The sequence below is a fragment of the Actinomadura sp. BRA 177 genome (assembly GCF_013372625.1).
Classification (GTDB): Bacteria; Actinomycetota; Actinomycetes; order Streptosporangiales; family Streptosporangiaceae; genus Spirillospora.
Map to the genome: position 1 here is coordinate 1 of NZ_JABXFD010000313.1, position 24,395 is coordinate 24,395.

Sequence of the window (24,395 nt, forward strand, 5' to 3'; positions counted from 1 at the left end):
GGTTCTGCTCTGTTAGATAATTTTCATGATTTATTTTTTGCAAGCAGAATAGGGCATACGTGTGAGGTGTCCGTCTCATGGGCTCGGAGATGTGTATGCGACACAGCGCACGACCCGGTCGGCGGCGGCGCGGGCCGTCGCGGCCGTCGCGCTGCTGTCGGTGCCGGGCCCGCACGTGTTCCCCGAGGCGATGGACGCCCTCGACGCCGGCCTCAACGTGATGATCTTCAGTGACAACGTGCCGCTCGCGCAGGAGATCACCCTGAAGGAGGCGGCCGCGCGACGCGGCCTCATCGTGATGGGCCCCGACTGCGGGACGGCGCTGATCGGCGGCGCGGGCCTCGGGTTCGCGAACGCGGTCCGGCCGGGGCCGGTCGGGATCGTGGCGGCGTCCGGGACGGGCGCGCAGCAGCTGATGTGCCTGCTCGACGCGGCGGGCGCCGGGGTGAGCCATGTGCTGGGCGTCGGCGGCCGGGACCTGTCGCCGGAGGTGAGCGGCCGGTCGGCGCTGTCGGCGCTGGCGGCGCTGGACGCCGACCCGGGCACGGAGCTGATCGTGCTGGTGTCGAAGCCGCCCGCGCCGCAGGTGCTCGACCTGATCCGGGAGGCGGCGCGGCGGATGGACACGCCGGTGGTGTTCGCGCTGCCGATGCCCGGCGAGGACGATCTGACGCGGGCCGCGGAGAAGGTGCTGACGACGCTCGGGCGGACCGTCCCGGAATGGCCGCGTTGGACCGCGGCAAGACGTCCGGCGACCATGGCCGGGCGTGCGCTGCGCGGCCTGTTCGCGGGCGGCACGCTGCGCGACGAGGCCGAGATGATCGCGCGGGACGTCCTCGGCTGGGACCTGGAGGCGCGCGGCCACCGGTTCACCGACTTCGGCGACGACGCCTACACGCGGGGCCGCGCGCACCCGATGATCGACCCGACGCTGCGGCTGGAGGCGCTGCGCGCGGAGGCCGCCGACCCCGGCTGCGGCGTCCTGCTCCTCGATGTGGTGCTCGGCCACGGGGCCGAGCAGGACCCGGCCGCCGCGCTGGCCCCGGCCGTCGCGGACGCGGTGCGGGACCGTCCGGACCTGGCCGTCGCCGTGTCGCTGTGCGGGACGCCGGCCGACCCGCAGGACCGCGACCGGCAGGCCGCGGCGCTGTGCGAGGCGGGCGCCGACGTGTTCGGCTCCAACGCCCAGGCGACCCGGCACGCCCTGCGGATGGTGGAAGGGGTCTCGGCATGACCGATCAGCGGCTGGGCGGGCTGCTGTCCCGCGAGCCCAGGGTGGTCGCCGCCGGCGTCGAGGTGCTGGCCGAGGCGCTCGCCGACCAGGCCGTCCCGGTGGAGGCGGTCGACTGGCGGCCCCCGCCGGCCGGAACCGAGACCGCGCTCGCGGCGGTGCTCGGCGACCCCGGCCACGCGGACGCCAACGCCCGCGCCGTGCGGCGCATGGTGACGGCCCGCCCGCACCTGGTGGACGTGCGCCCGGCGCGGGACGTCCTCGGCCTGGAGCCGGGGACGTTCCTGCACGCGGGTCCGCCGCTGGAGTGGGACCGGGCGTCCGGCCCGATGCAGGGCGCGCTCATCGGCGCGATGCTCCTCGAAGGGCTCGCCGAGACGCCGCTCGGCGCCCGCCACGCACTCGAACGCGGCACGGCCGCCCTCGAACCCTGCCACCACCACGCCACGGTCGGGCCGATGGCGGGCGTCGTCAGCCCGTCCATGTGGATGTTCGTGGTCGAGGACACCGAGCACGGCGGAACCGCGTACTGCTCCCTCAACGAAGGGCTCGGGAAGGTCCTCCGATACGGGGCATATGGGCCGGAGGTCATCGAGCGGCTGACGTGGATGGGCGAGGTGCTCGGCCCGGCGCTGCAGGCGGCCGTCCGGCGGCACGGCCCGCTCGACCTGATGTCGGTCATCGCGCAGGCACTCCAGATGGGCGACGAGCTGCACAACCGGAACCGTGCCGCGACGTCGCTGCTGCTCCGCGAACTGGCACCCGACCTGGCCGCCGCCGACGACATCCCCCGCGACCAGGCCGCCGAAGCGCTTCGCTTCGCGGCAAACAACGACCACTTCTTCCTGAACGCCGGCATGGCGGCGGCGAAGGCGTGCGCGGACGCGGCCCGCAACGTTCCCGGATCGAGCCTGGTCGTGGCGATGGCCCGCAACGGCACCGACTTCGGCATCCAGGTCTCGGGGACGGGCGACCGCTGGTTCACCGCCCCCGCCGGCGTCCCGGACGGCCTCTACCTGGGCGACTACGGCCCGGACGACGCCAACCCCGACATCGGCGACTCGGCGATCACGGAAACGGCGGGAACGGGCGGGTTCGCGCTCGCCGCCGCGCCCGCGATCGTCCGGTTCGTCGGCGGCGAGGTCCCGGACGCGGTCGCCGCCACGCAGCGCATGTACGAGATCACCCTCGCCGAGCATCCGGCGCTGCAGATACCGCTGCTGTCGTTCCGCGGCACGCCCGTCGGCGTCGACGTGACCCGCGTCGTCCGCACCGGGATCCTGCCCGTCATCGACACCGGCATCGCGGGCCGGGAGGCCGGCACCGGCCAGGTCGGCGCCGGCCTCGTCGAGCCCCCCGCGGACGTGTTCACCGCCGCCCTGCACGCACTCGCGGAGATCGCGTAGCGGTGCCGCCAGGGGGTAGCGTCCGGAGCATGAGCGAGTCGATCACCGGAGAGCAGTACGCCCTCAGCGCCGGGCCGTACCAGGCCGTCATCACCGAGTCGGGCGCCAGCCTGCGCGAGCTGTCCCACGAGGGCCGGCCGCTGGTGCTGTCGCACGGCGCCGACGAGCCCGCCCCGGCCGCGTTCGGGCACCTGCTGATCCCGTGGCCGAACCGCGTCGACCGCGGCCGCTACTCCTACGGCGGCGCCGAGCACCAGCTGGACGTGTCCGAGCCCGCGAAGGACTGCGCGATCCACGGCCTCGTCCGCTGGGCGTCGTGGAAGGTCGCCGAGCACGAACCGGACCGGGTGCGCCTCACGCACCGACTCCTCGCGACGGGCGGCTTCCCGTTCCGCCTCGACCTGGAGGCCGAGTACTCCCTCGACCCGTCCGAGGGTCTCCGCGTGCGGATGACCGTCCGCAACCCCGGGTCGAAGACGGCCCCCTACGGGCACGGCGCCCACCCCTACCTGACGGTCGGCGAGCCGATCGACAACTGCACGGTCCATCTCCTCGCCGACCGCTACCTCCCGGTGAACGACCGGATGATCCCGTCCGGCCCGTCCGAGGACGTCACGGGCACCAAGTACGACCTGCGCACGGGCCCGCTGCTCAGCGACCGCCAGATCGACAACGCGTTCGCCGACCTGAACCGCGACGGCGACGGCCGCGTCTGGGTGATCCTCTCCGGCGGCGGCCGGACGGTCCGCCTGTGGGCCGACGAGTCGCACCCGTGGATGGAGATCTACACCGCCGACAACACCCCCGACCCCCGCGAGGGCCTAGGCGTCGAACCCATGACCTGCCCCCCGAACGCCCTAGCCTCCGGCGAAGGCCTCATCCACCTGGACCCGGGCACCGAATTCACCGGCACCTGGGGCATCGTGACCGACTCCTGATTCGTCCGCGATCGGTTCCCCGGCGGGTGCTGGTTGGGGGATCATTGCGGGGTGAATCTCAGTGTGTCCTCGTTCGACGACCTGTCCGCGCGCATCGCCGCCGCCCGTGACGCGCACGGCGAGCGCTTCCCCGGCGGTGCGGAGGGGCGGCAGCCGGTGCACACCGTGTACGTGCCCGCCGACCGGTTCTCCCGCTCGACGCCCGCCGAGTTCGGGGCCGAGGCGCTGCGGCTGCTGAACACGCACACGCCGGGCGCCGGGTCGTTCGGCGCGGCGTTCGGGCTCGATCCGGAGCTTGCCGAGCCGGTGCGCGAGCGGGTCGCGGCGAAGCTCGCGAACGAGCCGGTCGAGGACGTCCGGATCGACTTCGAGGACGGCTACGGCGTGCGCGACGACTCCGAGGAGGACGCGCACGTCGAGCAGGTCGTCGAGGCCGTCGCCGCCGCGTACCAGGTGAAGGGCCTGCCGCACTACTGGGGGGTGCGCGTCAAGTCGTTCGCCGACGGCGGGCACGAGCGGGCGATGCGGACGCTCGACGGGTTCATGACCGCGCTGCGCGACCGGCTCGGGCGGCTGCCCGGCGGGTTCACGATCACGTTCCCGAAGGTGGTGACGGCCGAGCACGTCCGGCTGTTCGTCGAGTTCCTGGACCGGCTGGAGACCTCGCTCGGGCTGCCGCAGGGCATCCTGCGGTTCGAGATCCAGGTCGAGACGCCGCAGTCGCTGATCGACCACGCGGAGGAGCGGGTCGGGCTCGGCTCGCTCGTGACCGCGGCGCAGGGCCGGATCACCGCCGCCCACTTCGGCGTGTTCGACTACACCGCCGCGCTGGGCCTGCCGCCGCACGAGCAGCGCCTCGACCATCCGGCGTGCGACTTCGCCCGGCACATCATGCAGGTGTCGCTGGCCGGCACCGGCGTCCGGCTGTCGGACGGCTCCACGAACGTCATCCCACGCAACGACGGCCCGGACGAGGTCAACGCGGCGTGGGCGGTGCACGCGGCGCACGTCCGGCACTCGCTCACGCACGGCTTCTACCAGGGCTGGGACCTGCACCCCGCGCACCTGCCGAGCCGCTACGCCGCCGTGTACGCGTTCCACCTGACCGGCGTCGACGAGGTCATCGGACGCGTCCGGGCGTGGCACGAGCAGGCGGCGGGCAACGCGAGCGGCTTCCTGGACGAGCCCGCCACCATCAAGGCGCTCACCGCCCGGCTGCGCCGCGCGGTCGACTGCGGCGCCCTGGACGAGAGCGTCCTCCCGGCGTCCTAGCCTCTTCGCCAGAGTTACTGCGGCTCGCGGCGGTTGAAGGCGGCGAGGTCGTCGGGGGTGTCGATGTCGTCGGGGACGGCCACGTCGTCACACGGGACGGGCGTGATCAGGTCGGCGTGGGCGCGCAGGTAGCCGCGGGCGCCCTGGTCTCCGGTCGCGGCCTCGGCGACGCCGGCGAAGTGGGCGGCGCGCAGGAGGACGGGGTTGCGGCGCGCTCCGCCGTAGGTGGCGGCGGCGATTTCGGCGCCCGCCTCGTAGGCCTCTATCAGGCGTCCGACGGCGGCCGGAGTGATGAGGGGCTGGTCGACGAGGGCGATCACTATGGCCGGGCAGGCGGGCGGTAGTGCGGCGAGGCCCGCGCGCAGGGAGGAGCCCATGCCGTCCCGCCAGCCGGGGTTGGGGACGACGACGGCGCCGATGACCTCGATCTGCGCCGCCCCGGCCACCACGAGGACGGGTGAGCAGCCCCCGTCCCGCAGTGTCCGGACGCCGCGGTCGACCAGGCGTTCGCCGTCCAGTTCCAGGGTCGCCTTGGGGCGCCCGAGCCGGCTGCCCTCACCCGCCGCGAGCAGCAGACCGGCCGGGGACACCGCACCGTGCAACGTCATCCCGCGAGGGTAGTGCGGTCAGGGCGCGTCGGCGTGGATCCTGCCGCTGGTGTCGGTGAGCGGGCGTCCCGAGCCGCCCCAGCGGAGCTGGACGAGCTCCGCCGCGATCGACACCGCCGTCTCCTCCGGCGTCCGGGCGCCGAGGTCGAGGCCGATCGGGGAGCGCAGCCGGCCCAGCTCGGCCTCGGTCAGGCCCGCCTCGCGGAGCCGGTCGAGACGGTCGTCGTGAGTGCGGCGCGACCCCATGGCGCCGACGTAGCCGGCGTCCGTGCGGAGCGCCACCTCAAGGAGCGGCACGTCGAACTTGGGGTCGTGGGTCAGGACGCAGATGGCGGTGCGCTCGTCGATGCCGGCGCGGGTCTCCTCCAGGAACTTGTGCGGCCACTTCACCACGACCTCGTCGGCCTCGGGGAACCGCTTGGCCGTCGCGAACACCGGCCGCGCGTCGCACACCGTCACGTGGTAGCCGAGGAACTTGCCGACCCGCGCGACGGCCGCGGCGAAGTCGATCGCGCCGAACACCAGCAGCTTCGGCGGCGGGGCGAACGAGTGGACGAACACGGTCAGGTCGTCCAGCCGCCGTTCCCCCTCGGGGCCGTAGTGGCGCTGGCCGGTGATGCCCTGCGCGAGCATGCCGCGCGCGTCGTCGTCCACGGCGGCGTCGAGGCGTTCGGCGTGCGGCTCGCCGGGCGCGAGGGAGCCGGAGGCGCGGTCGGTCCAGACGACGCGGCGAGCGCCGATGCGGCCGGGGCCGGCGACGACGGTCGCGACCGCGACCGGCTCGTGCCGCTCGATCGCGTCCGCGACCTCGGCGAACTCGGGGAACGTGGCCGGGCCGACCGGCTCCACGAGGACGTCGAGGATGCCGCCGCAAGTCAGGCCGACGGCGAACGCGTCGTCGTCGGTCACCCCGTACCGCTGGACGACCGCCTCCCCCGTCTCCAGCACCGACTGCGCCAGCTCGTAGACGGCGCCCTCCACGCAGCCGCCGGACACGCTGCCCGCCACCTCCCCGCCGGGCGACACCGCCATCGCCGCGCCCGGCGGGCGCGGCGCGCTGCGGAAGGTGTGCACCACGGTCGCGAGCCCGAAGGTCTCCCCGGACGCGTACCAGCCGGCGATGTCGTCGAGCACGTCACGCATGAGCCCTCCTCGTTCCCTCGCCCGCGACGATGCGGGCCAGCTCCTCCAGTGCCGCGAGGCTGTGCCCGGAGGTGAAGTCGTCGACGTGCGGCAGCGCCGCCGCCATCCCCGCGGTCAGCGGCTCGTAGCCGGGCCGCGCCTTGTGCGGGTTCGCCCACACGACCCGGTGCGCGAGCCGGTGCAGCCGCGCCATCTGCTCGCCGAGCAGCGCCGCGTCGCCGCGCTCCCAGCCGTCCGAGGCGAGCACCACGATCGCGCCGCGGGCCAGGCCGCGCTGCCCGAACCGGTCGAGGAACTCCTTCAGCTCCTCGCCGAGGCGGGTGCCGCCGCTCCAGTCCGGGATGGCCGCGGACGCCGCCGCCAGCGCCGCGTCCGGGTCCCGGTGCCGCAGCTCGCGGGTGATGCGGGTGAGGCGCGTCCCGGCGCTGAACACCTCCACGTCGCGGCCGCCGGAGCGGGCGGCGGCGTGCGCGAACCGGAGCAGCGCGTCGGCGTACGGGCTCATCGACCCGCTGACGTCCACGATCAGCACGACCCGGCGGGGACGGGTGCGGTGCGCGCGGTGCCGCAGCAGGGACATCTCGCCGCCGCGCCGCAGCGTCGCCCGGACCGTCCGCGCGGGGTCGAGCCGTCCCGCCGACGCGGGCGTGAACCGGCGCGACCGGCGCTGCTCCGCGCTCGCGTCCAGGACCGCGATGAGCCGGGCGACCTCGGCGCGCTCGGCGGCGCTCAGCCGCGCGATGTCGCGGTCGCGGAGCACCTCCACCTCGCTGGCGGTCGCCGCCTTCAGCTCGCCCGCCTCCTCGTCCCCGGCCGGCGCGCCCGGGTCGGGCATCGTCACGCGGCGGACGACGACGGGCGGCGGCCTGCGTCCCGGCCGCGCGGTCGCGCCGGAGAAGTACGCGGCGAAGCACCGGTCGTAGCGGGCGAGGTCATCGGGGTCGGCGCACATCGTCAGCCGTCCCGCCCAGTACACGTCGTTCGGGTCGAGGACGTCGAGGTGGTCGAGCGCCGCCAGCATCGCCTGGACGCGCTCGGGGTCGGCCGCGCCGCCCGCCGCGCGCAGCGTCCTGGCGAACCCGACCATGGTCTCGGTGACGTCCCGCTCCACCGCTCATCCCCCGTTGAGCAGGGCTTCCAGCCCTGCGCCGAGGACGCGCTGCTGGTCCTCGCGGTACTTGAGGACGGCGCCGAGGGTCACCGCGGCGGCCGCCGGATCCAGCTCGCGGACGCCGAGCGCGACGAGCGCCTCCGTCCAGTCGAGGGTCTCGGCGACGCCGGGCGGCTTCAGCAGGTCGGTCTCGCGCATCCGCTGCGCGGCGCCGGCGACCTGCCCGGCGAGCCGCTCCGCCGCGTCCGGCAGCCGCCGCCTGATGATCGCGACCTCCCGGTCGAACGACGGGTGCTCCAGCCAGTGGTACAGGCAGCGCCGCTTGAGCGCGTCGTGGACCTCGCGGGTGCGGTTGGACGTGACCACGACGACCGGCGGGTGCTCCGCCCGGATCGTCCCGAGTTCGGGGACGGTGATCGTGAAGTCGCTGAGGACCTCCAGCAGGAACGCCTCGAACTCGTCGTCGGCGCGGTCGAGCTCGTCCACGAGGAGGACGCTCGGCGAGGTCTCCAGCGCCTGGAGCAGCGGGCGGGCCAGCAGGAACCGCCGGTCGTACAGCTCGCCCTCCAGCCGGGACACGTCGTTCACGCCCGCCGCCTCGGCGGCCCGCAGATGCAGCAGCTGGCGCGGGAAATCCCAGTCGTACAGGGCCTGGGACGCGTCGAGGCCCTCGTAGCACTGCAGCCGGATCAGCGGCGCGCCCAGCCCTCGCGCAAGCGTTTTGGCCAGCTCGGTCTTGCCGACGCCGGCCTCGCCCTCCAGGAACAGCGGCCTGCCCATGCGCAGCGCGAGGAAGCACGCCGTCGCGAGCCCCTCGTCGCACAGGTAGGCGTGCCGGTCGAGCATGCCCGCGAGATCCACGGGCGAGCCGAGCTGGTCCGTGGTCATCGACGCCGTCTCCCCCACGGCTCTGAGGCTACTCGGCGCGAGACCCAACTCACATGCCCGGAACCCTTGCGTTTTCGCGTCCCTTATCCCCGGGCGACTTTCTATGGCAAACCGGTAGGGAAAGGCGAGGGGTGCGGGCGTCGGCCGTGCTGGGGCTCGCAGGTATTACCCGCGCGGTCGTGGACATCCCGCCGCGCGGGCTGGACGCTGACTAGGTGGACAACGCCGAGCCGCTGTTCTCACCGTGGGAACACCCGCCACTACCTGTTCGGCGCCGTCGTACGGCACCCGGTCACCATCACCTGAGAGGACGACCATGGCCCTGTGGAAGCCGGACCCGACGTTCTACGCGTCGCCGCGCGACGCGGCCGCCGCGCCGGCGGAGAAGCTCGCGTACGTGGCGGCGTTCGACCGCGCCGCCGAGAAACCGGACGCGATCGCGGTCCTGGACGTGGATCCGGGCTCGGCCCCCTACGGTTCCGTGGTGGGCTGGACCGACCTGCCGTACCTCGGTGACGAACTGCACCACTTCGGGTGGAACGCGTGCAGCAGCGCGCTGTGCCCCGGGTCGCCGCACCCGCACGTGGAGCGCCGCTACCTGATCGTGCCGGGTCTGCGGTCGTCGCGGGTGTACGTGATCGACACCAAGGACGACCCTGTCGCACCAAAGATCATCAAGGTGCTGGAGGCGGACGAGCTGGCCAAGCGCGCCGGATACTCGCGGCCGCACACCGTCCACTGCGGGCCCGAAGGGCTCTACCTGACGGCGCTCGGCGGGGCCAACGGCGAGGACGGGCCGGGCGGGATCGCGCTGCTCGACCACACCTCGTTCGACGTCCTCGGACGCTGGGAGGTCGACCGTGGGCCGCAGTACTTCGCCTACGACGCGTGGTGGCACATCGCGCACGACGTCCTCATCACGTCCGAGTGGGGCACGCCGTCCATGGTGGAGGACGGTGTCGTCGGCGAACTGCTGCTCGGACGCAAATACGGGCACTCGCTGAACTTCTTCGACCTGCGCAAGCGCAAGCACGTCCAAACGGTCGACCTCGGCGACGAACACCAGATGGTCTTGGAACTGCGTCCCGCGCACGACCCGACCAAGCTCTACGGATTCGCCGGTGTAGTGGTCAGCGTCGAGGACCTGTCGGCGTCCGTCTGGGTGTGGCACCGCGACGGCGACGCGTGGACGGCGAAGAAGGTCATCACCATCCCCGCTGAACCGGCCGACGCCGCCTCACTCCCCCCAGTGATCCAGCCGTTCGGCGCGGTTCCGCCGCTCGTCACCGACATCGACCTGTCCGTGGACGACCAGTGGCTGTACGTCTCGTGCTGGGGCACCGGCGAGCTGAAGCGCTACAACGTCAGCGACCCGTTCAACCCGGTAGAAGCGGGCTCGGTGCGCATAGGCGGCATCGTCAACCGAACACCGCACCCCGCCGCCCCCGACCGTCCACTCTCCGGCGGCCCGCAGATGGTGGAGGTCAGCCGCGACGGGCAACGCGTCTACGTCACCAACTCGCTCTACGGCTCCTGGGACGACCAGTTCTTCCCCGACGGCGTCGGCGCATGGATGGCGAAACTCGACTCCACGCCTGACGGATTCACCTTCGACGAACGCTTCTTCCCCAACGGCGACGACTTCCGAGGCCGCCGCCCGCACCAAACCCGCCTGCAAGGCGGCGATGCATCCTCCGACTCGTACTGCTATCCGTGAACGACGGCTCGCTCGCGGCCCTCGTGGTGCTCGGCGCGTTCCACGGCGTCAACCCCGCGATGGGCTGGCTGTTCGCGGTGGCCCGCGGCCTTCAGGAGCGCAGCAGGAAACTCGTCCTGCAGTCGCTCCCGGCCATCGCCGCAGGCCACGCCGCGTCCGTCGGCGCCGTCGCGATCCTCATCGCGCTCACCCGCTCCGTCGTCGCGACCCAGGCGGTCGCGATCGGCGGCGGCGTCCTGCTCGTCGGCTTCGGCTTCTGGCGGCTGCTGTCCCGGCGCCACTTCCGCTGGGTCGGCATGCGGATCTCGCTGTGGCAGCTCGCCGGCTGGTCGTTCCTGATGTCGTCGATGCACGGGGCGGGCCTCATGCTGCTGCCCGTCCTCACGTCCTCGGGGACGGCCCCGGCGCACCACGACCACGGCCTGACCTCATCGTCCGGCAGCGCCCTGTCGACCGGCATCTTCGTCACCGCCGTGCACACCCTGTCGATGTTCGTCGTCGCGGGCGTCATCGCGGTCCTCGTCTACGAGATCGTCGGCCTGGCCATCCTGCGCCGCGCCTGGTTCAACCTCGACCGCATCTGGGCCGTGGCCCCCATAGGCGCCGGCACCTTCACCCTCTTCACCGCGTTGTGAGGCCCAAGACCCGAGCGCGGGAGCGCCGCCCCGCGGCACCGCCACCCGCGTTCACCGTGTGCGCTTGCCGACGGCGGTGAGGTCGATCTCGATGTCGAACGGTACGGTCAGCTTGAGCTGGTCGTGATGGATTCCGGTCAGGAGGTACGACCTGGTGGTGCGATCGAGTTCGTACACGTAGACGACAGTCCGTTCCTCCTCCAATTCAACCCGCCAGAAATGCTTGATCCCGGCAGCCGCGTACCGGCGCGGCTTCGTGTCCCGGTCGAACTCCTCCGAACTCGGTGAGACGGCTTCTACCGCGAGAACGACCTCTTCCGCCTGAAAACAGGTGCGCAGGTGATCGACGGATTCCGCCCTGACTACTGACACGTCGGGTTCGGGCACCTGGCGCTTCGCCAGCTTGACCGACATCTCCCGCACGGCCCGCAATTCTGCGGGCGCCTGGGCATCCAACTCAATGGAGAGCAGGTTGACGACCCACGAGTGCCACATCCGCTGCGGGCTCACGAAGACCAGGCTCCCGTCGATCAGCTCGGTGTGCCGGGGCAGGCCGCGCATGCGCAGGAAGTCGTCAGCGGTGAAACCGTCCGGCGGGGGGAACACCCAGTCTGGCAGCGGTTCAGCGTCCATGCGGCCACTTTCTGCAATTGCCTCGGCACTCTGAGCGCTCATGCACACACCTTCGCACACGAACCCGCTCCTGGTCCTGGCAACAGCCTAGAACAAGGACCTCAGCCGGGGACGGTCAGACGGGGTCGGGGGTTTCGCCTCGGGTTTTGAGGAGGGTGCGGAGTTCGGTGAGCTGGTGGGCGGCGCGGGTCTTCTCGGCGCCGTTGATGCCCATGGCGCTGATGGACGTGCCGTCCGCCAGGTCGAGGGTGGGCCACGGGTCGCCGACGTTCATGGTGACGTCCAGGATCTGCGGCCATTCGAGGCGGCGGCTGGCGAAGGCGTTCACGACCGTGACGCCGGAGTCGTCGGCGGCGACGCGGCAGCGGGCGAGCATGTGCAGGACCCAGGCGATGAACGCGCCGAAGGCGACCATCAGGATGCGGTCCCACACGGTGTACTGCTCCGGCACCACCACGGCGAGCACGATCAGGCCGAGCACGATCACGCCCGCCGCGGTGTACGCCACGATCCGGGTGGTGCGGGGGCGCCACACGGTCGGAATGGCCGGTGTCTCAGTCAATGATCTTCGTGATGGGGATTTCGAGGATGTCGTGGGCGCCGGCCGCCCGCAGCGCCGGGATCAGCGTGTTGATGCCGCGCTTGGCGACGACGGACTCCACGGCGTTCGACTCGCCGCCGGCGAGCGAGGTCACCGTCGGCGACGCCATCGCGGGCATGATGTCGAGGACGTTCTGCAGGTCGCCCTGCGCGACGTTCAGCTTCAGCAGCACCTTGCCGCGCGCGCGGATCACGCCCTGCAGGAGGAGCGAGATGTCCTCCATCGCGGCGCGCTTCTCCGCGTTCTCGTAGGCGTCGCGGTTCGCGACCAGCTCGGTGTAGCTGGTCAGGAGCGTGTCGAGGATGCGCAGGCCGTTCTTGCGCAGGGACGAGCCGGTCTCGGTGAGGTCGACGATCGCGTCCACGATGTCGGGCACCTTCGCCTCGGTCGCGCCGTAGGACGGGACGACCGTGGCCTTCACGCCGTGCTGGTCGAGGAACCGCTTGGTCAGCGCCGGGAACTCGGTGGAGATCCGGACGCCCTCCGGCAGGTCGGACACCGACTGCCACGGCGCGCCGTCCGGCACCGCCATGATCACGCGGACCGGGTTGGCGGTCGCCTTGGAGTACTTCAGCTCGCCGAGGCTGACGACGTCGGCGTCGGTCTCGGTGATCCAGTCGCGCCCGGTGATGCCGAGGTCGAACAGCCCCTGCTCCAGGTAGGTCGGGATCTCCTGCGGGCGCAGGACCCGGACCCGGTCGATGCGGGGGTCGTCGATGGACGCCCGGTAGTCGCGGTCCGACGCGCGCTGGACGGTGAGGTCGGCGGCGTCGAACAGCGTCATGGTCGCCTTCTCCAGCGACCCCTTGGGCAGGACGAGTGACAGCACGGAATTGCCTTTCGATGAGGATGCGTACGGGATACCGGGTTGCTCAGGAGCCCAGATGCGCGAGTCGTTCAGGGGCGGAGCCCCTGTACCCGCTACAAATGCTCCAGGCCATGCCCGGCGTGACCGTGATGCCGCAGACCTCGCAGGGTCAGTGCCGTGTCGAGTGCGGCCACAGTCGCCTCCCATCCCTTGTCCTCGGAGCTGCCCGGCAGCCCGCTGCGTTCCAGTGCCTGCTCAATGGTGTCACATGTGAGGACCCCGTTGCCCACCGGTGTCGACTCGTCCAGCGCGACACGTGTCACACCGGTGGTGACGGACTCGCAGACGTAGTCGAAGTGGGCGGTCGCCCCGCGGATGACCGCGCCGAGGCAGACGACGGCGTCGAGGTCGCGGGCCATCTGCTGGGCGATCACGGACAGTTCGAGCGCACCGGCGACGCGGGCGACGACGAGCTCGTCGATGCCGCACGCCTTCGCCGCGGCGAGCGCCCGGTCCAGCAGCTGGTCGGTGATCTGCCCGTGCCAGCGGGTGCAGACGACGCCGAGCGTCAGCCCGGCCGCGTCGACGGTGATGTCCTCGGGGCGTCCTGCGCCGCTCATCAGAGTCCTTCTATCTGGTGTCCGAGACGGTCGCGCTTGACCGTCAGGTAGCGCCGGTTGTGCTCGGTGACGACGACGGGCATGGACTCGCGTCCCCGCACGTCCACGCCGAAGCCGTCCAGGCCCCTGAGCTTGTCCGGGTTGTTGGTGAGCACCCGCACCGACCGTACGCCCAGGTCACGCAGCATATGCGCCGCGTTGGAGTACTCGCGCGCGTCGGCGGGCAGGCCCAGCTCCAGGTTCGCGTCGACGGTGTCGGACCCGTTGTCCTGGAGCGCGTACGCCTGCAGCTTGGCGAGCAGGCCGATGCCGCGCCCCTCGTGGCCGCGCAGATAGAGGACGACACCGCGGCCCTCTTCGGCGATGCGTTCCATGGCGGCGTCCAGCTGCGTCCCGCAGTCGCAGCGTTCGGAGTGCAGGACGTCGCCGGTGAGGCACTCGGAGTGCGCCCGGATCAGGACGTCGTCGCCGTCGCCGATCTCGCCGAGCACGAGCGCGATGTGCTCGCCGCCGTCGATGGCGCTGGAGAACCCGACGGCGCGCCACGTCCCGAAACGGTTGGGCAGCCGGGTCTCGACGACGCGGGTGACCATCTTCTCGGTGCGGCGGCGGTATTCGGCGAGCTGTTCGATGGAGATGAGCTTGAGCCCGTGCTCCTTGGCGAACACCTGGAGTTCGGGCAGGCGCGCCATGGTGCCGTCCTCGTTGACCACTTCGGCGAGGACGCCGGCGGGGCTGAGGCCGGCGAGCCGGGCCAGATCGACGGCGGCCTCGGTGTGGCCGCGGCGGCGCAGCACACCGCCGTCCCGGTAGCGGAGCGGGAAGATGTGGCCGGGACGGACGAGGTCGCGCGGCTCCGACGCCGAGTCGCACAGCGTCCGGATCGTCCGCGCCCGGTCGGCGGCGGAGATGCCGGTGGTGACGCCGAGTCGCGCGTCCACGCTGACCGTGTAGGCGGTGCGCATCCGCTCGGTGTTCTGCGCCGTCATCAGCGGGATCTGCAGCCGGTCGAGGTCCTCGCCCTCCATCGGGACGCAGATCACGCCGCTGGTGTAACGGATCGTGAACGTCAGCAGCTCGGGCGTCGCCTTGGACGCCGCGAAGATGATGTCGCCCTCGTTCTCGCGGTCCTCGTCGTCGACGACCACGACGGGACGTCCCGCCGCGACGTCGGCGATCGCCGCCTCGATGGAGTCGAAGATGCCCGTGCCTGCGTTCCCGATGTCGTTGCCGCTGCTCATGCGGTCACCGCCTTCTGCCTGGGGGTTTGCGTGCCCCGGGACTCCCGGAGCCAGTTCCTGAACCCGACCATCACCATCACGAAGAAGATCCCGTAGACCGCGCCGGAGACGTACAGCCCGGACTTGAGCGCCAGCGGCACCCCGACCAGGTCGACGAGCACCCACACGATCCAGAAGTCGACCAGCGCCCGGCTCTGCGCGAACGTCGCGACGGCGCTGCCGACGAAGATGTAGGCGTTCGCCCACGGCGACCCGGCGATCTGCAGCCAGTCGAGGTGGGTGAACAGTTCGGCGACCACGGCCGTGCCGACGAGGATCGCGCCGATCAGGACGATGCGTTCCTTGAGGGTCGCCTGCCGGACGACGAGGCCGTCTGCTTCCCGCCGTCCACGCGTCCACATGACCCACCCGTACAGGGCGAGCCCACAGAAGAGCACCTGTTTGAGTGCGTTTCCAGGGACGTTCGCATGCAGGGACGCGGCGAGCAGCAGGAGGGCGCCGACGAGCTGCACCGGCCACGTCCAGAGGGTCTTGCGCATGGCGAGCCAGACGACGGCGAGCGAGAGCACGTTGCCGACGAGGTCGGTCCAGAGGATGTGCTCGCCGAACACCTCGAATCCGGCGCCGAGCCAGCTCACGACCGGTCGCCCATCATGCGTTCGACGTACTTGGCGACGACGTCGACTTCGAGGTTCACGGGGTCGCCGGGCTTCTTGTGGCCGAGCGTGGTGAGGGCGAGCGTCGTCGGGATGAGCGCGATGCTGAATCGGTCGGTGCCGGCGTCCACGACCGTGAGGCTGATGCCGTCGACGGTGATGGAGCCCTTGTTCACCAGGTACCGGCTCAGATCGGACGGCAGGGACACCGTGACCACGTCCCACCGCTCCCCCGGCTCGCGGGAGACGATCGCGCCGACGCCGTCCACGTGGCCCTGCACGAGGTGGCCGCCGAGCCGGTCGGACAGCCTTACCGGACGTTCCAGGTTGACCTTCGAGCCCGGTTCCAGCGCGCCGAGGCTGGACTTGTCGAGCGTCTCCTTGATGGCGTCGGCGGTGAAGATCCCGTCCTTGACGTCCACCACGGTGAGACAGACGCCGTTGACCGCGATCGACGCGCCGTGGACGGCGTCCTCGGTGACGAGCGGCCCGCGGATCGCGAGCGTGACCGAGTCGCCCCGCGGCTCGATCGCCACGATCTCGCCGAGCTCCTCGACGATGCCGGTGAACATCTCCCGGGCCTCCTAGATCAGGGCTCCGGGGGACGTTCATACATCGTCGTACGCCCCTGGCCAGGGGCGTACCGCGCGCTGCCTCCCATCCGGACTTTAACCGTCGGTCCCGGAATCCCACCGGGTCAACCGGCCGATGGCTTCGGCCGGGTCGCGGACTGTCACCGCCGGTTCGGAATTTCACCGACCCCGGAGCACGCGTTCATGCTTTGCCAACCAGTGTGCCATGCCTTCCATTCCGCGCCCCATGTGACCATCGCCACGCCCACACGCGCTTGAACGTTCAACGATCTTGAAACGGGGTACATCTTGCGACACAAGTGACGCATGACGACTTTTCCCCCTGGAGGCAGTCATGGACGTCGTCGCCCTCATCGCCCGCATCGCCTTCACGGCGATCTTCATCGGCGCCGGTATCGGCCACCTGACCGCAACCGACGCCATGGCCGGCTACGCGGCCGCGAAGAAGCTGCCCATGGCCAAGCTCGCCGTGCAGGTCTCGGGCGCCTACATCCTGCTCGCGTCGGCCCTGCTCATCCTCGGCATCTGGCCCGACCTCGCCGCCATCGCCCTCGTCCCGTTCCTGCTCATCACCGCGTTCGTCTTCCACGACTTCTGGACGCAGGAGTCCCCGGAGGCGCGCCAGATGGAGCAGCAGCAGTTCCTCAAGGACATCGCCCTGGCCGGCGGCGCCCTGGCCCTCTTCGTCCTGTACGCCTCGGACAACCACCCCGGCCTGAACCTGGTAGGCCCCCTCTTCACCTGACCCCGCCGACGGACGCGCCGCCAAGCCCCCCGGCGGCGCGGCCGTCGCTGGAGCACCCCGGCGCCGGCGGCGCCCGGCTGGACAGCAGTCCGCGCAGCGCACAGCCCCCGGCGGCGCCAGGGACACGACGCCCTTCACAGAACCGAGGAACTCCGGACCGTCCACGCGCCCATCCGGAAGATCCGTGGGCGAGGCCGCTCCGCGGTCGGCCGCTCGCCGAAGATCATCGGTTCACCGCGCAGATAACGCTGGTACTGGACGATCAGGTCGGCGTCAGGAAGGAGGGGCCATCGGCTCGTCAAGCCGCTCGCCTTGTCGATGAGCAGCACCGTCTCCGCGTCGGATGCTGGAACCCGCGGCGGCTCAGGCAGAGTGGCCCGCACGCCCCTGGCGGCGTAGAAGGCACCGAGGTCGGTGAGCGAGACGAGTCGACGTGCACCGCCCGTGGAGGCACCGTTGAAGTGGGCGTCCGCGCGTGCCCACGCGGCGCCGCGATCAAGCGGGATACCCCAGCGGGCCCCGTGGGACGCGAGCACAGCGGCGACGCGATGCACGGTCGGGCAGGGCACCTCCGTCTCGCACGCGCGGTACGCCGAAATGCCCGCCTTCGCGGGACGATGCGCGTCCAGGACGTCGGCGAGCGAGACCATCGCACCGGCCAGGAACCGGCTCGCTTCGGTGGCCGAGTCGTCCCGCGCGAGGACGGCGAGGGCCGCGTCCCGCGCTTCTCGGACGAGCGACTCCACCCGCTCATGGAACTCACCGTGGGGACGAGCCGTCATCGGACGTCACCTCCGGGTACGACGCCGCGCTCGTAGTGGCAGACGACCTCGTCGGCGACATCGTGCAGGTCCGCGAACGGCCGGCACACGTAGGCGTCCCGCGTACCCGGTCGGACGCGCCAGCGGAACACGCCGGGCGGCTCGGACCACACGGTCAGGCCCCGCATCGTGACGACGGAACGGTCGGACCCGTGGTGGCAGCGCGTGCCGTCCAGCCCCCTGGCGATCAGCAGCCGGCGCAGCACCACAGCCGCCTCCCATGGAAGCGGACGCGGATGCGGCCGCGCGCACATCCCGGTGCCCGGCACGCAGAACCAGGTCGCCTTGCCCGGCACCGGCAGCGGCCCCAGCCGGGATCGCGTCCGGTGCCAGCCCCACCCCGCCGAGAGGGCATCGACGACCGCGATCCCCCGCCCGTTCTCCGCCCACGTCCCGTCCCTCTTCGCGGGACGGGACCACTCGGGCTTCGGGTCGAACACCTTGAACACGAACTGGCTCTCCGGCGTGATGCGGTAGTAGGCCCACAGCTCCAGCACGCGCCGCCCCGGCGCCGCCGCCGCGCCGCCGATGCCGTGCCGGAGCCCGTGCGTCACCAGCTCCGACGCCGCAAGCGTGACGTCCTCGACGAGTTCACGCGGCGCCCTGGCCGCCGTCAGCGCCGCCCGCAGATGTGCGCGAGCGACACCGGCAGACGTCTCGTCGGCGGGCAACGGCCAGGCCGAACACCCGCCGAGCACCAGATCAGGGAGATGGCCATGAGCCATGGGGGTCTCCTCTTCACGAGGGATCTATGTCGAAGCAGCAAGAACGTTTCCGTAATCGGCTGCGAACGCTGTGTTACGGACTAGATACTGGCCTCAAGAGCTCGAACCATCAAGTGATTCAAGTTAGATTCTCGAAAATCCATGATTCGATCATTCGGAGATCCGGACAAATGCCTTCGATACAGGCGAGCGGCTACAGCCCGACGATCAAGAAGCGCGCTCTGAGCCGCAAACTCGTCGAGTTGCGAGAGCAGTGCGGGATGACCACCAGCGAGGTCTGCAAGCGCCTCCGCTGGAGTCCGTCCAAGCTCAACTACATCGAGAAGGCGAAGTGGGTCGACCCCAACAGCGACTCGGTCGCCGACCTCTGCGAGCTGTACGGCGTGGGCCCCACGGACACGGACGCCCTGATCAAGCTCACCCGCGAGGCCCGCCAACGCGGTTGGTGGCGCAAGTACAACGACGTCTTCCGCGACGACTACGTGGGCCTGGAGGCGGGTGCCTCCGAGATCTTCACCTTTCAGACCACACTCGTGCCGGGCCTGCTCCAGACATCTGGATACGTAGAGATGATCAATCGCGACGCGGGCATGGTCGACGACGCCGAACTGAAGCGCCACATCGATGCCCGGACGCAGCGCCAGATGATCCTCATGAGGCCATCTACCTGTCGATTCCATGCGCTGATCGATGAGAACGCGTTGCTCCGGATCAGCGACCCCCAGGTGCGGTCGGAACAGATTCGCCATCTCATCAAAGTCTCGGAAAGACCCAACGTCGAAGTACAGGTCCTCAAGATCGCTGACGGTGTCTACCCGGGCACCAGCGAACCGTTCGTTTATCTGAAGTTCCCCGGGGCCGCTGACCGAGACATCGTCTACCTCGAAACCACGATCGACGACCGCATGATGGAGGAGGAAGACGAGCTAGAGCGCTACATAGCTAGGTTTGATCTGCTATGCGCTAGGGCCACCGATACCGCCGCAACTAGCGCATACCTCACAAGATTGATTGAGTGACTACATGGAGCTTTCTAGGACAAACTGGCGCAAGAGCAGCAGGTCCAGCGCTGGCGGCCAAGAGTGCGTCGAAGTAGCTGCGATCTGGCGCAGAAGCAGCAGGTCCAGCGCTGGCGGCCAGAACTGCGTTGAGGTGGCGGGCACCCCCAAGGCTGTACTGATCCGGGACAGCAAGGACACGGCCAGCCCCCCACATGTGATCGCTCCGGAGACGTTCCGTAACTTGGTCGGCCGGATCAAGAGCGGCAGGCTCGACCTGTAGAGCGCGGCACGTCAACCTGACGCGACCGGCCCGCGGCACGTGGTCACTCCGGAGACGTTCCGTGACCTGGTCGGCCGGATCAAGAGCGGCGGGCTCGACCTGTAGAACCTGGCGCGTTGACTTGCGGCATGTCGTTGTTATGAGTTGCCGGATGACAACAACACGCCGCAAGTCAACGTAGCGAGGAGGGTCTGGAGGACGCGTGCGGTCAGCGCGGGGCGGGCTCCTCGCGAGGATCGTCGGCGTGGCCGAAGTACTTGGCCAGGTAGTAGCGGTACATGGCGCCGGTGGTGGGCGGGATCTCTCCCCACTTCGTGATGATCTGGTGGCCGGAGAAGTGGCCGGGGTTGATCCGGATGTCGGCGCTGGCCGCGCTGACGACGTATCCCGTGGAGAGGTCTTGCCGCTCATGCTCGGTCTTGAACCGGCCGACGTACTGGCCGAGGAACCGCTTGCCGTCCACGTCTACGTCCAGGCCGAGTTCATCCTCGGCGATGCGGGCGATGACGTCGTCGATGCTCTCCGGCTTGAACATGCGTAGGCCCGGGAGCGCCCACTTGTTCTGGTAAGGCGCGATAGTGCGCCGGACGAGCACGACGCCTCCGTCCTCGGGAAGTTCCACGACGAGGTCGAACGTGGGGATCACCGCGTATTCGAGGATGCCCTCGAAGACCTCTCTCGGCGCGAACTTCACCTCTGGACGCTTGCGCGACGTCATGGTCTGGCCCTAGGTTCCCGGCGAACGGGCGTCCTCCGGTCGCACCGTCGCCTCCGGCACGGAGGTCACGTGCCCTCGGCGCCAGGCGTGCCCTTGCGGGGCCGAAGGATCGCGCTGCTCAATGCCATTGATGCCGGCCAGGCGACCATCGTGGCGGCGAAGGCGATGGGCCACGCGATGATGAACTGCCGGGGCCATCCGGTCAGCCACTCCATGGACGGCCCCGTGAAAATGAGGCTCATGAGGCCCGACATCGTCGCTGCCATGATGAAGGTCATAATGACCTGAGTCAGGAAGACGCTCTTCTTGCTCATCGTCGGTTCCTTGTCCAGGACGACGGCGCGTCGATGCTCGCAGTGGCGCCGCCGGTCCCTACATTGCGGGATTTGGGCTGCGCCTCGGGTTCGCATGATCGGCTGCGACTGCATCTCACGGGAGCGCGAGGGCTGGAATAACCACACCAGCCTGAATCTTTTAGGCCCGATCAGGCTAACAGATCGCCGCGGCTGGTCAGGTGCCCAGGAACGTTGCCGAGGACGGGTGGTCATGCTGCTGGAGGGGGCTGATGTCCACGTCGGCCCCTGCGTCGGAGCGTGCTCGTGCGCCCATTAGGGCCAGGAGGGGGAGGACGAGGGCCGTGCCGCAGGCCAGTGGGCCGCCTGTCAGGGAGGAGAGTGCGTAGCCGGCTTTGCGGTCGATGAGTTGCCATGCCTCGCCGTCGAGGACGTCCTGCCACGAAGCGTCCGGCGTGGGTGCGTGAGGTCGCGGGACGCAGCCAGTCCAGCAGCGCGACGGCCGCGACCACCGCCACCGATGCCGAGCCGACGGCGATGAGCCGCGCCGGGGTCAGCCGCACCCCGGCGACGGCGAAGGCGGCGAAGGTGGAGTTGCCGAACCCGTAGTAGCGCCCTCCGTACAGCGCCGAGGGGCCGAACGGGCTGGCGCGGTGCAGGAGCGTGCCGGTCGCCGCGTCCACGGCCAGCACGCTGAAGGTGAGCAGGGCCACGGCGAGCGGCACCCGCCACAGCGGACGCGCGGGCAGGAGCCGGGCCGGCACGGCCCGTCAAGAGCAGCAGCAGGGCCGACCAGCGGCGCAGTGTCTGGTCCGTGGTGGTGACGGCGCCCAGTTCGTGGACGGTCCTCGTCGGGTCGGCGGGACGCGCGCGGCCCAGGGAGATCGGCGCACCGCTGAACTCGGCGGGCTCGGGGGCGCCGACCGCCGCCAGCAGGGTGCTCGGCACGTCCAGCAGCCGCACGACCCCGCCCCAGCGGGTCGAGTAGACCGTCAGCAGGGCCGGGGCGGGACGGGCGCCCGTCGCCGGGCCGTCGACCATGCTCACCGCGAGGTAGGGCGTCCCGCCCGGCGGTTCGGAGACGCCCTGGACGAGCACGGTGGCCCGATCGCCGACGCGCTCGAGGACGCCGCCTGCGAACGTGTCGACGCGGGCCGGCGAGTTCAGCCGGCCGGAGCCGGACTCCACGACCTGGCCGCCGTCGATCACCGTGACCGGGCAGCCGAGCGCGGAGTCCGCCACGGTGGCGCTGTAGCGGCCGACGGTTCCGTCCGGCCGGGCCAGCGCGATCGCGGCGCCGGGGCCGATGGCGGTCGCGCAGCCCTCGTGCTCGGCCGGCGCCATACCCAGGGCGCCCCGCCCCTCGTTGATCATGGAGCCAGACTTCAGGAGTCCAGGCCGCCACCGTAACCGGAATGCACCGGTTCGGGCGAGCGTGTCACCCCGTGAGGCGGACGCCCTCCGGGATCGCGGCCACGGCTGTCAGGTCGGCGATGATGTGGTGGGCCCCTGTCAGGGACTCCGCCGGATGGCTGGTGGTCACCGCCAGGACGGTGGCGCCGGCGGCGCGGCCCGCGGCTATGCCGGCGGGGGCGTCCTCGATGACCACGCAGGCGGCCGGGTCCACGCCGAGCTGCGCGGCCGCCTGGAGGTAGCCGGACGGGTCGGGTTTGCCGTTCGGGACGTCCTCGGCGGTGACGATCGTGGGCGCGAGGGGGATGTCGGCCACGGTCGTGCGGAGTTTCAGTTGTGGTCTGTCCATTGAGGTGACGAAGGCGTGGGGCAGGCCGTTCAGATTGGTCAGGAGGTCCACCGCGCCCGGGAGGGCCGTGATTCCGTCGGTGCCGGTTGATTCCAGGGCGTCCAGGCGGGCGGTGGCTTCGGGGACCTCGTCCGGTGGGAGGAAGTCGGCTACTCGGTCGCTTGTGCGGCGGCCGTGGGCGTCGGACAGGAATTCGTCTGGGTCTATGCCGTATTCGGCGGCCCATTCCCGGGCCGCGCGTTCGACGAGGGGTGTGGAGTCGACCAGGGTGCCGTCCACGTCGACCAGGACGGCGGTGCAGGGCAGGATCACCAGGTCGCCTTGGCGGTCGCTTCCTCGGCCTGGGCGCGGAGGTTGCGGATCGCCTCCACCGGGTCATCGGCGCCGTAGACGGCGTTGCCCGCGACGAAGACGTCGGCGCCGGCTTCCGCGCAGCGTTCGATGGTCTCGGCGCTGACGCCGCCGTCGACCTGGAGCCAGACGGGGAGGTCGCGGCCCTTGATGAGTTCGCGGGCGCGGCGGACCTTCGGCAGGACGACGTCCAGGAACTTCTGGCCGCCGAAGCCCGGCTCGACGGTCATCAGGAGGAGCATGTCGATCTCGCCGAGGAGGTCTTCGAAGCCGTCCACGGGGGTGGCCGGGTTGACGCCGAGGCCCGCGCGCGCGCCGGCGGCGCGGATGGCGCGCAGGGTGCGGATGGGGGCCTTCGCCGCCTCGGCGTGGATCGTGACGCTTTTTGCTCCGGATTCGGCGTACTCCGGTGCCCAGCGGTCTGGGTCCTCGATCATCAGGTGGCAGTCGAGCGGCAGCCTGCTGTGCTTCAGCAGGGCCTGGACGACCGGTAGTCCCAGGGTGAGGTTGGGGACGAAGTGGTTGTCCATGACGTCGACGTGGACCCAGTCGGCGGAGTCGGCGATGCGCTCGACGTCCTCGGCCAGGCGGGCGAAGTCGGCGGACAGGATGCTGGGTGAGATCTGCGGAGCCATGATGCCCAGAGTCTATTGGCGCAGTTCCGACCGGTCCTCACCCGGCCGGGTGACGGCGGGGGTGGGGCGGGCCGCCAGGCGGAGCCGGACGAACGCCTCCGGCGCGCCCGCGGTGACCCAGAGGGCGAGAAGCGTCTGGACGGCGAACGCCTGGGCGAGGTTCGTCCCGTCCGGCAGCAGGTCGAGCGCGGCTATGGCGGCGGCACCGGCGAAACCCACGGGGAGGCGGGCGAGGCGCTGCCAGGAGCGTCCGCCGGGGTCGAACCAGCCGCGTGCCGCGAGGAGGGACAGTCCCGCGAGGGCGCCGCAGAGTCCACCGGAGGCTCGGGCCGAGTCCGTCAGCGTGATGGGGGCGATCTGGCCACCGGCGGCTTTGATTGCTCCTGCCCAGCTTTGGGGCCACTGCCAGTTCTCCAGTGGTTGCCATGCGCCCCAGGCCGCTGCCAGCAGCAGCAGGGAGATGGCCAGGGAGAGTGCCATCTGCACGGCGAGGTGGCGGCTCGTCCACCACGGGACGACTATGGGTTCGAGTGCTAGGGCGGCCACCAGGAGGGTCAGGCCGATGGCCCATCCCGCTAGGACTTGGCCGGTCGAGTGGACGCCCAGATAGACGCGGGACACCCCGATCAAGGCGATGATGACGGCGGCGCCCACCCAGAGGAGCCGGCGCCCGGTTTGGGCGGCGAAGAAGCCCCAGGCGACGATGCCGTTCTGGGCATGACCGGATGGCATGCCGAAGGACGCCAGCGACTGCCGGCCCTTGATGGCGGGGTCCGTCCAGTAGGGGCGCGGTGCGTGGAACACCAGCTTGAGGAGCGTGTTGAGCAGCGCGCCGAACAGCAGGAGAACCGAGGCCCGTGCGGCGAGGCGCGGCGCCACGCACCAGAAGAGCGCGACGAGCAAGGGGACGTAGAAGGCCGCGCTGCCCAGGTACGACATGAAGAGCATGAAGCCTGTCAGCAC

At 70.9% G+C, this 24,395-nt stretch carries 28 protein-coding genes and 1 riboswitch; of the genes, 9 read left to right on the forward strand and 19 right to left on the reverse strand.

What is annotated here, in order from left to right:
- Nucleotides 1-91: 91 nt before the first annotated feature.
- The 4 genes from HUX53_RS15505 to HUX53_RS15520 are packed head-to-tail and all read left to right on the forward strand — an operon-like array spanning nucleotide 92 to nucleotide 4,847.
- A complete protein-coding gene (locus HUX53_RS15505; protein ID WP_309237245.1) occupies nucleotides 92-1,234 on the forward strand; it encodes an FdrA family protein in 1,143 nt (380 codons plus the stop codon).
- Entirely contained in the window at nucleotides 1,231-2,637 is a 1,407-nt protein-coding gene (locus HUX53_RS15510) for a DUF1116 domain-containing protein (RefSeq protein ID WP_176403900.1), read from the forward strand. The genes HUX53_RS15505 and HUX53_RS15510 overlap by 4 nt, the downstream gene beginning before the upstream one ends.
- Nucleotides 2,638-2,666: 29 nt before the next feature.
- Nucleotides 2,667-3,575: an aldose 1-epimerase family protein gene (locus HUX53_RS15515; protein ID WP_176403901.1), complete on the forward strand. Its 909-nt coding sequence runs from the start codon at nucleotides 2,667-2,669 to the stop codon at nucleotides 3,573-3,575.
- Nucleotides 3,576-3,626: 51 nt separating this feature from the next.
- The gene (locus HUX53_RS15520; RefSeq protein WP_176403902.1) at nucleotides 3,627-4,847 is read left to right on the forward strand and encodes an aldolase; all 1,221 of its coding nucleotides are present in this window, start codon (nucleotides 3,627-3,629) and stop codon (nucleotides 4,845-4,847) included.
- Nucleotides 4,848-4,861: 14 nt separating this feature from the next.
- Here HUX53_RS15520 and HUX53_RS15525 read toward each other — a convergent pair whose 3' ends face one another.
- Genes HUX53_RS15525 through HUX53_RS15540 form a run of 4 tightly spaced genes read right to left on the reverse strand, consistent with a single transcriptional unit; the run spans nucleotide 4,862 to nucleotide 8,597 of the window.
- Complete coding sequence (locus HUX53_RS15525) at nucleotides 4,862-5,455, reverse strand: NTP transferase domain-containing protein (RefSeq protein WP_176403903.1); 594 nt, start codon at nucleotides 5,453-5,455, stop codon at nucleotides 4,862-4,864.
- Between the two features lie 18 nt (nucleotides 5,456-5,473).
- A complete protein-coding gene (locus HUX53_RS15530; protein WP_176403904.1) occupies nucleotides 5,474-6,598 on the reverse strand; it encodes an XdhC family protein in 1,125 nt (374 codons plus the stop codon).
- Nucleotides 6,591-7,709 carry a VWA domain-containing protein gene (locus tag HUX53_RS15535; protein WP_309237246.1) on the reverse strand — a complete coding sequence of 373 codons (1,119 nt, stop codon included), beginning with the start codon at nucleotides 7,707-7,709 and terminating at the stop codon, nucleotides 6,591-6,593. The genes HUX53_RS15530 and HUX53_RS15535 overlap by 8 nt, the downstream gene beginning before the upstream one ends.
- A gap of 3 nt (nucleotides 7,710-7,712) precedes the next feature.
- Nucleotides 7,713-8,597 (reverse strand): MoxR family ATPase, encoded by an 885-nt coding sequence (locus tag HUX53_RS15540; RefSeq protein WP_176403905.1) that lies wholly within the window; start codon nucleotides 8,595-8,597, stop codon nucleotides 7,713-7,715.
- A 316-nt stretch (nucleotides 8,598-8,913) separates the two neighbouring features.
- On the opposite strand from HUX53_RS15540, the gene HUX53_RS15545 reads away from it, so the two are divergent.
- Both HUX53_RS15545 and HUX53_RS15550 read left to right on the forward strand, forming a co-directional pair.
- Complete coding sequence (locus HUX53_RS15545; RefSeq protein ID WP_176403906.1) at nucleotides 8,914-10,314, forward strand: selenium-binding protein SBP56-related protein; 1,401 nt, start codon at nucleotides 8,914-8,916, stop codon at nucleotides 10,312-10,314.
- Nucleotides 10,311-10,949, forward strand: coding sequence for a hypothetical protein (locus tag HUX53_RS15550; protein WP_176403907.1), 639 nt, complete (start codon nucleotides 10,311-10,313; stop codon nucleotides 10,947-10,949). Before HUX53_RS15545 ends, HUX53_RS15550 begins: the two co-directional genes overlap by 4 nt.
- A 51-nt stretch (nucleotides 10,950-11,000) precedes the next feature.
- Here HUX53_RS15550 and HUX53_RS15555 read toward each other — a convergent pair whose 3' ends face one another.
- The 7 genes from HUX53_RS15555 to HUX53_RS15585 all read right to left on the reverse strand — a co-directional run bounded on the left by HUX53_RS15555 (nucleotide 11,001) and on the right by HUX53_RS15585 (nucleotide 16,080).
- Nucleotides 11,001-11,582 (reverse strand): Uma2 family endonuclease, encoded by a 582-nt coding sequence (locus HUX53_RS15555; RefSeq protein WP_176403943.1) that lies wholly within the window; start codon nucleotides 11,580-11,582, stop codon nucleotides 11,001-11,003.
- Nucleotides 11,583-11,697: 115 nt separating this feature from the next.
- Entirely contained in the window at nucleotides 11,698-12,144 is a 447-nt protein-coding gene (locus HUX53_RS15560; protein WP_217919465.1) for a PH domain-containing protein, read from the reverse strand.
- Nucleotides 12,137-13,012: an ATP phosphoribosyltransferase gene (gene hisG, locus HUX53_RS15565; protein ID WP_176403908.1), complete on the reverse strand. Its 876-nt coding sequence runs from the start codon at nucleotides 13,010-13,012 to the stop codon at nucleotides 12,137-12,139. Before hisG ends, HUX53_RS15560 begins: the two co-directional genes overlap by 8 nt.
- A gap of 92 nt (nucleotides 13,013-13,104) precedes the next feature.
- Entirely contained in the window at nucleotides 13,105-13,611 is a 507-nt protein-coding gene (gene ribH / locus HUX53_RS15570; protein ID WP_176403909.1) for a 6,7-dimethyl-8-ribityllumazine synthase, read from the reverse strand.
- A complete protein-coding gene (locus tag HUX53_RS15575) occupies nucleotides 13,611-14,852 on the reverse strand; it encodes a bifunctional 3,4-dihydroxy-2-butanone-4-phosphate synthase/GTP cyclohydrolase II (protein WP_217919466.1) in 1,242 nt (413 codons plus the stop codon). The genes ribH and HUX53_RS15575 overlap by 1 nt, the downstream gene beginning before the upstream one ends.
- Nucleotides 14,849-15,490: a nicotinamide riboside transporter PnuC gene (gene pnuC / locus HUX53_RS15580; protein WP_176403910.1), complete on the reverse strand. Its 642-nt coding sequence runs from the start codon at nucleotides 15,488-15,490 to the stop codon at nucleotides 14,849-14,851. Before pnuC ends, HUX53_RS15575 begins: the two co-directional genes overlap by 4 nt.
- On the reverse strand, nucleotides 15,487-16,080 hold the full coding sequence (locus HUX53_RS15585; protein ID WP_176403911.1) for a riboflavin synthase: 594 nt from the start codon (nucleotides 16,078-16,080) through the stop codon (nucleotides 15,487-15,489). The genes pnuC and HUX53_RS15585 overlap by 4 nt, the downstream gene beginning before the upstream one ends.
- A gap of 71 nt (nucleotides 16,081-16,151) precedes the next feature.
- A riboswitch (FMN riboswitch) is annotated at nucleotides 16,152-16,282 on the reverse strand.
- A 153-nt stretch (nucleotides 16,283-16,435) separates the two neighbouring features.
- Between HUX53_RS15585 and HUX53_RS15590 the strand changes: the two genes are divergently transcribed.
- Nucleotides 16,436-16,846 (forward strand): DoxX family protein, encoded by a 411-nt coding sequence (locus HUX53_RS15590; RefSeq protein WP_176403912.1) that lies wholly within the window; start codon nucleotides 16,436-16,438, stop codon nucleotides 16,844-16,846.
- A 134-nt stretch (nucleotides 16,847-16,980) separates the two neighbouring features.
- Here the strand turns inward: HUX53_RS15590 and HUX53_RS15595 are convergent, their stop codons facing one another.
- The gene (locus HUX53_RS15595) at nucleotides 16,981-17,628 is read right to left on the reverse strand and encodes a hypothetical protein (RefSeq protein ID WP_176403913.1); all 648 of its coding nucleotides are present in this window, start codon (nucleotides 17,626-17,628) and stop codon (nucleotides 16,981-16,983) included.
- Nucleotides 17,625-18,392, reverse strand: a complete 768-nt coding sequence (locus tag HUX53_RS15600; protein WP_176403914.1) for an ATP-binding protein — start codon at nucleotides 18,390-18,392, stop codon at nucleotides 17,625-17,627. The genes HUX53_RS15595 and HUX53_RS15600 overlap by 4 nt, the downstream gene beginning before the upstream one ends.
- A gap of 170 nt (nucleotides 18,393-18,562) precedes the next feature.
- On the opposite strand from HUX53_RS15600, the gene HUX53_RS15605 reads away from it, so the two are divergent.
- Together HUX53_RS15605 and HUX53_RS15610 are read left to right on the forward strand one after the other, a co-directional pair.
- Nucleotides 18,563-19,411, forward strand: coding sequence for a helix-turn-helix transcriptional regulator (locus HUX53_RS15605; RefSeq protein ID WP_176403915.1), 849 nt, complete (start codon nucleotides 18,563-18,565; stop codon nucleotides 19,409-19,411).
- Between the two features lie 4 nt (nucleotides 19,412-19,415).
- Nucleotides 19,416-19,673, forward strand: a complete 258-nt coding sequence (locus HUX53_RS15610; protein WP_176403946.1) for a DUF397 domain-containing protein — start codon at nucleotides 19,416-19,418, stop codon at nucleotides 19,671-19,673.
- Between the two features lie 208 nt (nucleotides 19,674-19,881).
- On the opposite strand, the gene HUX53_RS15615 is transcribed toward HUX53_RS15610, so the two are convergent.
- From HUX53_RS15615 to HUX53_RS15640, 6 genes are all read right to left on the reverse strand, one after another.
- Nucleotides 19,882-20,391 carry an NUDIX domain-containing protein gene (locus HUX53_RS15615; protein WP_176403916.1) on the reverse strand — a complete coding sequence of 170 codons (510 nt, stop codon included), beginning with the start codon at nucleotides 20,389-20,391 and terminating at the stop codon, nucleotides 19,882-19,884.
- 65 nt (nucleotides 20,392-20,456) lie between these two features.
- Nucleotides 20,457-20,705: a DUF2798 domain-containing protein gene (locus tag HUX53_RS15620; protein ID WP_176403917.1), complete on the reverse strand. Its 249-nt coding sequence runs from the start codon at nucleotides 20,703-20,705 to the stop codon at nucleotides 20,457-20,459.
- Between the two features lie 348 nt (nucleotides 20,706-21,053).
- Nucleotides 21,054-22,058: a hypothetical protein gene (locus HUX53_RS15625; RefSeq protein WP_176403918.1), complete on the reverse strand. Its 1,005-nt coding sequence runs from the start codon at nucleotides 22,056-22,058 to the stop codon at nucleotides 21,054-21,056.
- A gap of 64 nt (nucleotides 22,059-22,122) precedes the next feature.
- Nucleotides 22,123-22,758 carry an HAD-IA family hydrolase gene (locus tag HUX53_RS15630; RefSeq protein ID WP_176403919.1) on the reverse strand — a complete coding sequence of 212 codons (636 nt, stop codon included), beginning with the start codon at nucleotides 22,756-22,758 and terminating at the stop codon, nucleotides 22,123-22,125.
- The gene (gene rpe, locus HUX53_RS15635; protein ID WP_176403920.1) at nucleotides 22,755-23,432 is read right to left on the reverse strand and encodes a ribulose-phosphate 3-epimerase; all 678 of its coding nucleotides are present in this window, start codon (nucleotides 23,430-23,432) and stop codon (nucleotides 22,755-22,757) included. Before rpe ends, HUX53_RS15630 begins: the two co-directional genes overlap by 4 nt.
- A 12-nt stretch (nucleotides 23,433-23,444) precedes the next feature.
- Nucleotides 23,445-24,395 carry a phosphatase PAP2 family protein gene (locus HUX53_RS15640; protein ID WP_176403921.1) on the reverse strand — a complete coding sequence of 317 codons (951 nt, stop codon included), beginning with the start codon at nucleotides 24,393-24,395 and terminating at the stop codon, nucleotides 23,445-23,447.